Annotated in this window: 9 protein-coding genes; 2 read left to right on the plus strand and 7 right to left on the minus strand. The window is 57.0% G+C overall.

The window, feature by feature from the left end; all coding sequences use genetic code 11:
- Positions 1 to 48: 48 nt before the first annotated feature.
- From mobL to H6B31_RS15755, 6 genes are all read right to left on the minus strand, one after another.
- Positions 49 to 345, minus strand: coding sequence for a relaxase MobL (gene mobL, locus H6B31_RS17895; protein ID WP_346014107.1), 297 nt, complete (start codon positions 343 to 345; stop codon positions 49 to 51).
- On the minus strand, positions 333 to 752 hold the full coding sequence (locus H6B31_RS15735) for a hypothetical protein (protein WP_204899367.1): 420 nt from the start codon (positions 750 to 752) through the stop codon (positions 333 to 335). The genes mobL and H6B31_RS15735 overlap by 13 nt, the downstream gene beginning before the upstream one ends.
- Before the next feature lie 348 nt (positions 753 to 1,100).
- Positions 1,101 to 1,517: a helix-turn-helix domain-containing protein gene (locus tag H6B31_RS15740; RefSeq protein WP_204899368.1), complete on the minus strand. Its 417-nt coding sequence runs from the start codon at positions 1,515 to 1,517 to the stop codon at positions 1,101 to 1,103.
- Positions 1,514 to 1,723 carry a helix-turn-helix transcriptional regulator gene (locus H6B31_RS15745; RefSeq protein ID WP_204899369.1) on the minus strand — a complete coding sequence of 70 codons (210 nt, stop codon included), beginning with the start codon at positions 1,721 to 1,723 and terminating at the stop codon, positions 1,514 to 1,516. The genes H6B31_RS15740 and H6B31_RS15745 overlap by 4 nt, the downstream gene beginning before the upstream one ends.
- A 183-nt stretch (positions 1,724 to 1,906) precedes the next feature.
- Positions 1,907 to 2,515: a hypothetical protein gene (locus H6B31_RS15750; RefSeq protein ID WP_243419106.1), complete on the minus strand. Its 609-nt coding sequence runs from the start codon at positions 2,513 to 2,515 to the stop codon at positions 1,907 to 1,909.
- Between the two features lie 261 nt (positions 2,516 to 2,776).
- Positions 2,777 to 5,383, minus strand: a complete 2,607-nt coding sequence (locus H6B31_RS15755) for an InlB B-repeat-containing protein (protein WP_346014108.1) — start codon at positions 5,381 to 5,383, stop codon at positions 2,777 to 2,779.
- Between H6B31_RS15755 and H6B31_RS15760 the strand changes: the two genes are divergently transcribed.
- Positions 5,348 to 5,761, plus strand: a complete 414-nt coding sequence (locus H6B31_RS15760; RefSeq protein ID WP_204899371.1) for a hypothetical protein — start codon at positions 5,348 to 5,350, stop codon at positions 5,759 to 5,761. The two genes, H6B31_RS15755 and H6B31_RS15760, sit on opposite strands and share 36 nt — an antisense overlap.
- A gap of 333 nt (positions 5,762 to 6,094) precedes the next feature.
- Positions 6,095 to 6,595 (plus strand): hypothetical protein, encoded by a 501-nt coding sequence (locus H6B31_RS15765; protein WP_204899372.1) that lies wholly within the window; start codon positions 6,095 to 6,097, stop codon positions 6,593 to 6,595.
- Between the two features lie 1,022 nt (positions 6,596 to 7,617).
- Here the strand turns inward: H6B31_RS15765 and H6B31_RS15770 are convergent.
- Positions 7,618 to 8,373, minus strand: coding sequence for a GLUG motif-containing protein (locus H6B31_RS15770; RefSeq protein ID WP_204899373.1), 756 nt, complete (start codon positions 8,371 to 8,373; stop codon positions 7,618 to 7,620).
- Positions 8,374 to 8,532: the final 159 nt, after the last annotated feature.

Raw genomic sequence — 8,532 nt, forward strand, 5'->3', positions numbered from 1 at the left:
AGACCTGTTGGCAGCAGAGGCAAAAACTCCTGGGTGGAGGGCAGGGACTCAGGCAGCGGCAGGTGGAGCAGTACAGCGGAGGTTGCCGCCACAAGCGCCCCCGCCGCCCGCAGGTGTGGGGCCGTCTCCGCGCCCGCTGACAAAAATTCCTGTATTTCGTTCAGGGCAAACCGGGCCTGCTGGATTTGTCAGTTTTCTGACCAGCTGCTCCTGTTTTCTGGTGGGCGGACGGTCATCCGGGAGCAACTCCACACGCTCCCGTGTCCCAATGTATCGCAGATACCCACTGACAGAACTGCCGCTGCCGCACTTGAGATAGGGACTTTTCAGGATCAGTCTTGCCACTCATCGTCCTCCTCCCAGGCTCCACGTACCCGCTGTTCCAGCGAGATACGGCCGTTGGTCTTTCTCACATTTTGCACGCTCTCCGACCGCCGACGGCGGAGATCCTCGTCGCTGAACTGATAGGCGTCGGCCAGGATGCCAGCCACCATGTTCTGCTCCACCGCCTGACGAAAGGCGAGTGCGCCCAGACGATTTTCCAGCTGTCCCAGCCGTCCATCCAGGTAAGACTTGATGGAGGTGGGGAGGAAAAGGCCAGCATTGTTGGCACTGAGGTAGTCCAGGTAGAAGTCCACCGCCCGCTCGATGAAGGCGGTCATGCTTCGGCTTCCGTCCTCCCGGTACCTCCGCTCCAGAATGGCTTTCTTTTCCGGGGTGAGATAGAAAGCGAATCTCTCTTTTTTGCCCATAAACTTCTCCTTTCCGGGGCATGACCCCTGTTTTTTCGTTATGGCAGTAGGAGTTCGGGGATTGTGACCACAAACGTGATCCCCGCTGCCTGTTTTTGACCCCATTTTTGATACACCGCAAAGCCCCGTAACGACCCGCACTGCGGGGCGAAGTGACCGGCCGGAGGAGCCACCGGCGACCCCGGCCTTTGTCCTGCTTTTCTTTTCGTCCTCCGCAAAGAGCCCAGGATAGGGAGAGTCCTCTCTCCAAAGATGGGGAACAGCGGCCCAAATCCGGCCCCTATCCGCTGGGAGGGGGCCGGGACCCTGCCCCTCCCGCAATCGGGCTACACAGCGGCTCACAGGCGGTCACGCAGTGCTTTCCTGCTCTCGCAGGAGGTTTGCCACACGCTGGCGCTCTGTAGCCAACTCCAATTCCTCCAGCTGACGGTCGTAATACTGGTCAATCACCTCCTGGATCGGACGGAGGGTGAACAGCAGATTGCCGTTGCGCCGACCGCTGGACTTGGTGATGACCTCGGTGGGTTCTGTGGTGATGAGACCTCGCTCCTCCAGCTGACGGATATACTTGCGGACGGTATTCTCGCTCATCCGCACTGCCTGTCCGATGGTTTTGATACTGGGCCAGCACTGATGCGTCTTGCGATTCTCACACCGTTTCAGGAAACTGTACACCGCCAACTCTACTGCACTCAGGCCCAGGAGAAACACTTCGTTGGGCAGAGAGAAAAAATTCCCGCGTCCGCTGTACTTGCCGTACCTCATGCGCCACCTCCTACACGCTCGTTTACCCACTGGATGAACTGCTCCTTGGGCACCACCATCCTGTTGCCGATGCGCAGCACCGGGAAGCCTGGTTCGTGCATCAGCTCATATCCCGACGATGGAGAGACGCCCAGGACTTTTGCTACTGTCTCTGAGTTGAGAAACAGCGGCAACTCCTCATAATTTTTGTAGGCAGGCTCTTTCATTTTGATCCCCCCCTCTACTACTTTATCCGAGGACATTTCTCAAGTGACATAGAATTGACACACCTGTGCCTCTTTTACCCCCCTCACTATGTATTGGGGAAACAATATCCTTTTGACATATTTCTGACAGAAAAGCGGAGCGCCTGCTTTGTCAGCAGGCGCTCCGTTTCATGTTGGATCAATTCAGTTTTGTGATGGTTTTCGCAGACGGCACTTGTCTTCTGCCTCGTCCCGCTCTTTCAGAAGCCGTGCCAAGGCAGAGAAAAATTTCTTTTGCAGATGATTCACGCTGCCCCGATTGAGTTGATGGGCTTCGGCGTATTTGCGGATGGACAGCCCAACCACAAACCGCTCTTGGAAATAGTCCCTGCACTCAGCCAGTACCGTTTTCAGGGTATTGTCCAGAAACCGCAGGTCCTCTTTCAGTTTGGCAAAGTCACTTCTGGTGATAGCGGCAAACCTCTTTTCTTTCACGCAGAGGCGATATTTGCTCCGGTCGAAGTTGCAGTTCTCGCAGAGCTCTTTGGCGTATGCGTGGTATGTGGCGGCCTGCTGATACTCGCGGGAGTCATATTCTTCGTCCATCTGCTGCCTTTGATTTTTACGCGCCAGCCCTCGGAAGCCCTCATCCTCCAGCCGCTCAATGGCAGCCTCTGAGATCTTCATGTTCGTCAGCCGCTTGTGCTTGGCTTTTCGCTCCCCATCCACTTCCACAAATGCGCAGAAGGACTTTTTGTTGGAGGTGCAGTACCTGGGGACATCCGCGAAGGGATAGGTGGTCCAGATGACCATCTCCTCGCCGGTATCGGCATCGGTGGAGGTGCGGTGATGGTGGGCGGATCTGTGCCGGGTACTACCGGCGGTATGACGGCCAGGTGGTCTATGTAGTCTCCCCCTCCATTTTTTCTGCCATCGGTATAGCGGAGCGGATGCCATCTGCAACCGGCAGAGGTTTTCCCTGTTTGATTCCCCCGCAGCATTTGAACCATGCCTTCACAAAAGCGGCGCCGGGGGCAGAGAATATACTCCGTCCCCGGCGTCACTTTCACAGCATCACTGGTATTCTTCACAAAAGCGCATCAGTATCATCGCCGCCTGAGCGCGGGTGGCCCCGTCCTGGGGGGTGAGGGTGCTGCCGTCGCCGGTGCCGTGGATGATCCCCGCGCCGCAGGCCCATTGAAGGGCGGCAACGGCGTACTCGGACACATCGAAGGCGTCGGTATAACTGAGGATGTTGGTGTCCTCGCCGATGGACACGTCGAAGCCCTCGTGCTGGGCGTAGCGGTGGAGCATCACCGCCAGCTGCTCCCGTGTGATGGGGTCGTCGGGGCCAAACGTACCGTTGCCATAGCCGCCCGCGACGCCTTCAGCGGAGGCCCAGCGGATGGCCTCGGCGTAGTAGGCCGCCGGGTCCACGTCAGAGTAGTCCATTAGGTAGTTGACCTGGGGACTTCCCGCCATGCGCCAGAGGATGGTCACGATCTGCCCTCGTGTGGTGACGTTCTCCGGGGCAAAGGTGGTGCCGCTGGTGCCTGCCATCAGGCCGTTGTCATAGGCATATAGAATGGCGTCGTAGGCCCAGTGGTCCGTGGGCACATCCACGAAGGGCAGGGCGTGGCTCGTATCGTCGATGACGATGGCATACTGGCTGGCGTGGGTCATGCGGAGGGCGGCGGAGCCGTCCCCGGCGATCCGGGTGCTGCTCACAAAGGTCAGCGTCTCCGCCGCCTCGTCGTAGTGGTAGAGGTTGGCCCAGTGCCCGGCGTTCTCGCGGCCGAGCGGCGCGGTGAGCGTGAGCGCAAAGCCGAACTCCCCGTCATGGTCCAGGGACACCTGCACGGCGCCGTATTCCCCGGTGACGGTGTTGATCACATCCGCGGAGATCCCGCTGGTGTCCATATTCACGCCCAGGTCCAGGTCGGACAGGCTGACGCCCTCCGGCACGTCCTGGCCGTTGATGGTCCAGGACACGCCGCCGCCCATATCCAGCTCCACGGTCGTGTCCTTTCCGGCCACCTCCTCCAGCACCTGGCCGGGCACCTCTGTCGCGCCGTTCATGTCCACGGTGATGGTGTCCCCGTCCTCCGCGCCGCCGAGCTCCTCCTGGATGTTGGTCCAGCCGTCGCTTTTGTCGGTGCTGGGGCCGGTGGGCTGGGCAGGCTCGGAGTCTCCGCCGCCGCTGCTCCCACCGCTGCTGCGGCGGTCCCAGTGGGCGTAGAGGGTGGCGTCCGCCGTAAAGACGGTGCCGGTGGTTACTCTGGTACCGCCGCTGGCCGCCGTGTACCAGCCAAGGAAGTCATAGCCGCCGCGTGTCGGGGTAGGCAGACTTTCCAGCTTCCCGTCTTTGGTGGTGGCGCTGGACGGGTTCACGCTGCCGCCGTTGGCATCAAAGGTCACGGTGTACTCCTGAGCTGCCTGCTTCTGCCAATGGGCGTAGATGGTGGTGTCCTTCGTAAAGACCGTGTCGGTAGTGACTTTCTCTCCACCGTCTTTCTCTGTGTACCAGCCAAGGAAGTCATAGCCGCCGCGTGTCGGGGTAGGCAGACTTTCCAGCTTCCCGTCTTTGGTGGTGGTGCTGGTCGTGCTTACGCTGCCGCCGTTGGCGTTAAAGGTCACGGTGTACTCCTGCGCCGCCTGCTTCTGCCAGTGAGCGTAGATGGTGGTGTCCTTCGTAAAGACCGTGTCGGTAGTGACTTTCTCTCCACCGTCTTTCTGCGTGTACCAGCCAAGGAAGTCATAGCCGCCGTGTGTCGGGGTAGGCAGGCTTTCCAACTTCCCGTTTTTGGTTTGGGCGCTGGATGGGCTTACGCTACCACCGTTTGCGTCAAAGGTTATTGCATATTCCTGAACAACAGGTTCTTTTACTACCTCAACGGAAATGTTCGTTTCCACGGTGTTGTAGTTGTCTGTGTCATCCGGTGTGAAGATTGCAGGATAGGTTTGTGTTCCTTCTGCCTCTGGAATGGTGCTTCCGTCTTTCCATGCCCAGCCTTCCGGCAGAGTCACTGTGGAAAGAGGTTTTCCCACCTGTGCAGTAATGCCGGTCGGAACCGTATAGGACGGATCTGCTTTTGCAATCGTCAGGTCAAAGGTGCACTCGGTGTAGTATTCTTCTCCAATCGTGCGTAAATGAAGTCCTCCGACCTTAATGGTATAATTACCGACATCAGAAGGCAGACCTGCAACATAGGAGCTGTCCTCTTCTCCCTGCGCCTTATACCAATAATAAAAATTTTGTATATCGGTTGCTCCACTAAGGCTAAAGCCGCTGTTTTGTTCTATGGGTGCTCCATTGTAAACAGGATTGTTTGATGCTCCTGACAGTATCCCTTCCTCAATAGGATAAACTGCCCAAGGATAGTTTGGATCGTATCGATTGTAGCCAATATCTCCGTCAAGCTCTATTGCTTTGACGCCGTCCACAACGGTGAGCGTCGGTTCCTTTGACGGATCGGCACCATAATATCCGCCGGCAATCAGGATTTTATTGTCACTCTGGCGGGTAAAACAGGAGCCGATTTCACTTGCTTCGTATTTACCGCTCATAATGGTAAAGGAAGCAGAATCTTTCAGAATAATACTGCCCGGTTCCTCATATGGCAGTGTATCCTGGGTGGACAATCCTTGCTCATAGGTTATTTGGCTGCTAAGACTGACCATATTATTGGGTTGAGAGGAATTGTCCTTATTTTCTTTGATCGTCCAATTCGTGATTTCAACAATGCAAGGTTTTGTTTGAGAATCGTTCAGGTAAAGACCGCCTCCCTCTACTGTCGCAGTGTTCCCTTCAACGGAGCCGTTCCTGATCGTCAGCTTGCAATCTCCCTCACTGTATATGCCGCCACCATATTGGGCGGTATTGGTGGTAACATAACAGAGATTATTCCATTCGACGCCTTCACACAGATATACGCCACCACCGTTTCCATTCGCTGTATTATGGGTGATACGAGGGGGGCCTGCCTGGGCATTGTTTACGGTTACTTTTGCTCCGGATGCCACATACACACCGCCGCCGTTTCCGGTCGCTGTATTTAAGCCGATTGTCTGGGTGGCAATCCTGCATTCGCCACCGGCTACATAGATACCGCCACCATTTCCGGCTGCTTCATTATAGTTGATCGAGGTAGCGGCAATGTCACATTTGCCGCCCGCCACATAGACACCGCCGCCGTCTCTTTCTGCCGTATTTTTGTAAATCGTACCATAAATATTACATTCGCCTCCGGCTACATACACACCGCCGCCATCGCCATCATAATTGTATGCGGTGTAGTTTGAGCCAATGGTGCCGTAAATATCACACACACCTCCGGCTACATACACTCCGCCGCCCTGGTCGAAAGCCTGGTTGCCAGTGATATATGCGTTTTGCTCAATGTTACAGGTCCCGCCCTCTACATACACACCGCCGTATTTGGTATTGTTATCGTAGATGTTGCTCCCACTGATGGTACAATTTCCGCCGAGCACGCTGACTGCGCCGCCATTATCGATACGGTTGCCGGTAATCCGGGCGTCGCCGCTGATATTGCAGCTGCCGCCTTTCACCACCACAGCGCCGGTGATTTCTCCGGACGAGGTATAATCATAGACTTTTATGGTCCCGCCGGTGATGATACAGGTACCCCCAACCACGATGGAGCTGGAAATAGTACCGCCGGTGATGTTACAGGTTCCCCAAAGTCTTACCAAGATGGGGCTGGAGATGGTGCCGCCGGTGATATTGCAGGTGCCACCGCTCACATCGATTGCACTTTGGACATTGGCTCCATTGAGAGAAAGGATGCCGGATTCCCCCACCCCGATTTCAACACCCGATGTGATAGTAGTATTCGAATTGATAGTGATACTTTCATCGGCACCAGCTGAGATCCTGCATCCGGCATAAATCGTGGTATTTCCGTCTATCGTTGCTGATCCTGTTATCTCGCAGTCGCGCAAATTCACATTTGATAGAGAGATATTGTACATTTCTGTAAAATTATACATATTTCCATTGCCTGTACAGTCGCAGATGGTTACATTTCCCAGCCACTTCGTGTTTCCATCAATCTTGTGCCCATTCAAACATATTGTTACGCTCTCACAGCGGTACAGACCGTTCCCCAAGGTCACATCGCCGGTAAGCACATAATTGCCATTAGGCAAAGAAATATCATTTATCGTTCCCGAAAGTTCTGTCCATCCATCATGGCCGGAGTGTTCACTGGACAGAGACGTGGCAGCCGATAACATCGGGGCAGCGCCAATGCAAACCTTATCCAGTTCGGCGCCCTCCGCAGAGCAGACCGGACAATCCCCATTGACTTCTTCCTCGGTGCAGAGGGTTTCACAGGTACATTCTTCCGGCTGTGCGTCGGACGAATCCTCAGCGTTCCCGCTGTCCTGTGCATTGCAGACTTTACAGACAAAGGTGCAGGGCGTTCCTTCTGTTGCGGGAACATAGCCGCAGGCTTCGTCGCGGCCCAGGCCGCCCTCTCTGTCGGCTTCGCCGCCATTCACCTTGTGTTCATGCTTGCAGTCCAATATTTTGGTCATGCAGCCGCTTTCCTCGCTGCACTCGTGGGTACACTCGCTCGGCTCGGCTTCTCCCGGCTCGGACGGGGTGGCGGTATTCTCCGACACGCTCTCCGCCGGGTAGCACTCCGGGCCGTGTTCATGGACGCAGCTTGTCACAAGGGTATAACAGTCCTCGGTATGTTCATGGGAACAGGGGATTTCCGCTGTCCCCTCGGTGTAGCCGCAGCTTTCGTCGTGCTGCGGGTGATGTTCGCACAGGGCGCTTTGCACTGGTGGCGGGCCGCTGTCTGGCTCCCCCTCGGCAAAGGCCGTGGCCGGGAGCAGCGTAAACAGCAGGCACACACTCAGCAACGCTGCGAAAAGCCGTTTTTTCATGTTACCGCCTCCTCCCGTTCAAAAAATGTCCCGTCCGCCGTCTCCCAGTGGACACAGTTGACCAAGGCGGATTCCCCCTGGATGCTGCCGGTCACGTCCCCGGCCTGGATATACTGTCCCTCTCCGCCCTGAGCGGTAAGGGAGATGGCAAAGGCGCAGTCCTCCACCCGGCTGTCCCGGACGCACCCGGCCACGCCGCCCAGGTAGAGGAAGTGGGCCTGTACGTTTTTCATCCGGGCGCTGGAGCGGCAATTCTGAACGAGGCCGCCCTGCTCCACCACGCCCGCCACGCCTCCGGCGAACAGGCCCAGGGACTCCCCGCCGCCGTCCACGGTAAACTCCGCGGCGCAGTTCCGCACCACGCCCCCGGAGAGTTCTCCCACGATGCCGCCCAGGGCGGAGTGGAGGTCCCCGGCCAGGTTTTGGATGGTCCCGGCGGCGGCAACATTCTGGACCGTGCCGCTGACCGAGCCGAACAGACCGTAGTTCCCCGGCCCTTTCTTCTGGATGGTCAGGCCCTGGACGGTGTGGCCGCCGCCGTCAAAAAGGCCGGCAAATTCCGCCTCCCCAAAGCCGACGGGGACCCATCGGAACCCGGTCATATCCAGGTCCGCCGTCAGGCGCACGGTCAGGTCTGCCCGGCCGGACAGGTCGCCGTGGTTGACCGCGTGGGCGAAGATCGCCAGGTCCTCCGGCAGACCGATCTCCAGGTCTGTCCGCTCCCCGGCGCAGACTTGCAAAATGGGAAACAAAAGCTCGCCTCCTTTTTTACATCAGAGCATCGTTGTCGTATGGGTTTCCATACGACACAAAGGCCATGGCCTTTGTGTGAGTTCGAAATGCTTTGATACACCGCCCGCACAATGTTTTCCCGGCGGTTTACAGGAATATTATAGCATAGTTTTGGGGGC

The sequence above is a fragment of the Pseudoflavonifractor capillosus genome, assembly GCF_016899775.1.
Lineage (GTDB): Bacteria > Bacillota > Clostridia > Oscillospirales > Oscillospiraceae > Lawsonibacter.

Bases quoted from the DNA above. Each gene is read 5' to 3' on its own strand.
- H6B31_RS15735 (WP_204899367.1), bottom strand. From the start codon at position 752: ATGGGCAAAAAAGAGAGATTCGCTTTCTATCTCACCCCGGAAAAGAAA.
- H6B31_RS15740 (WP_204899368.1), bottom strand. From the start codon at position 1,517: ATGAGGTACGGCAAGTACAGCGGACGCGGGAATTTTTTCTCTCTGCCC.
- H6B31_RS15745 (WP_204899369.1), bottom strand. From the start codon at position 1,723: ATGAAAGAGCCTGCCTACAAAAATTATGAGGAGTTGCCGCTGTTTCTC.
- H6B31_RS15750 (WP_243419106.1), bottom strand. From the start codon at position 2,515: ATGGTCATCTGGACCACCTATCCCTTCGCGGATGTCCCCAGGTACTGC.
- H6B31_RS15755 (WP_346014108.1), bottom strand. From the start codon at position 5,383: ATGGTCAGTCTTAGCAGCCAAATAACCTATGAGCAAGGATTGTCCACC.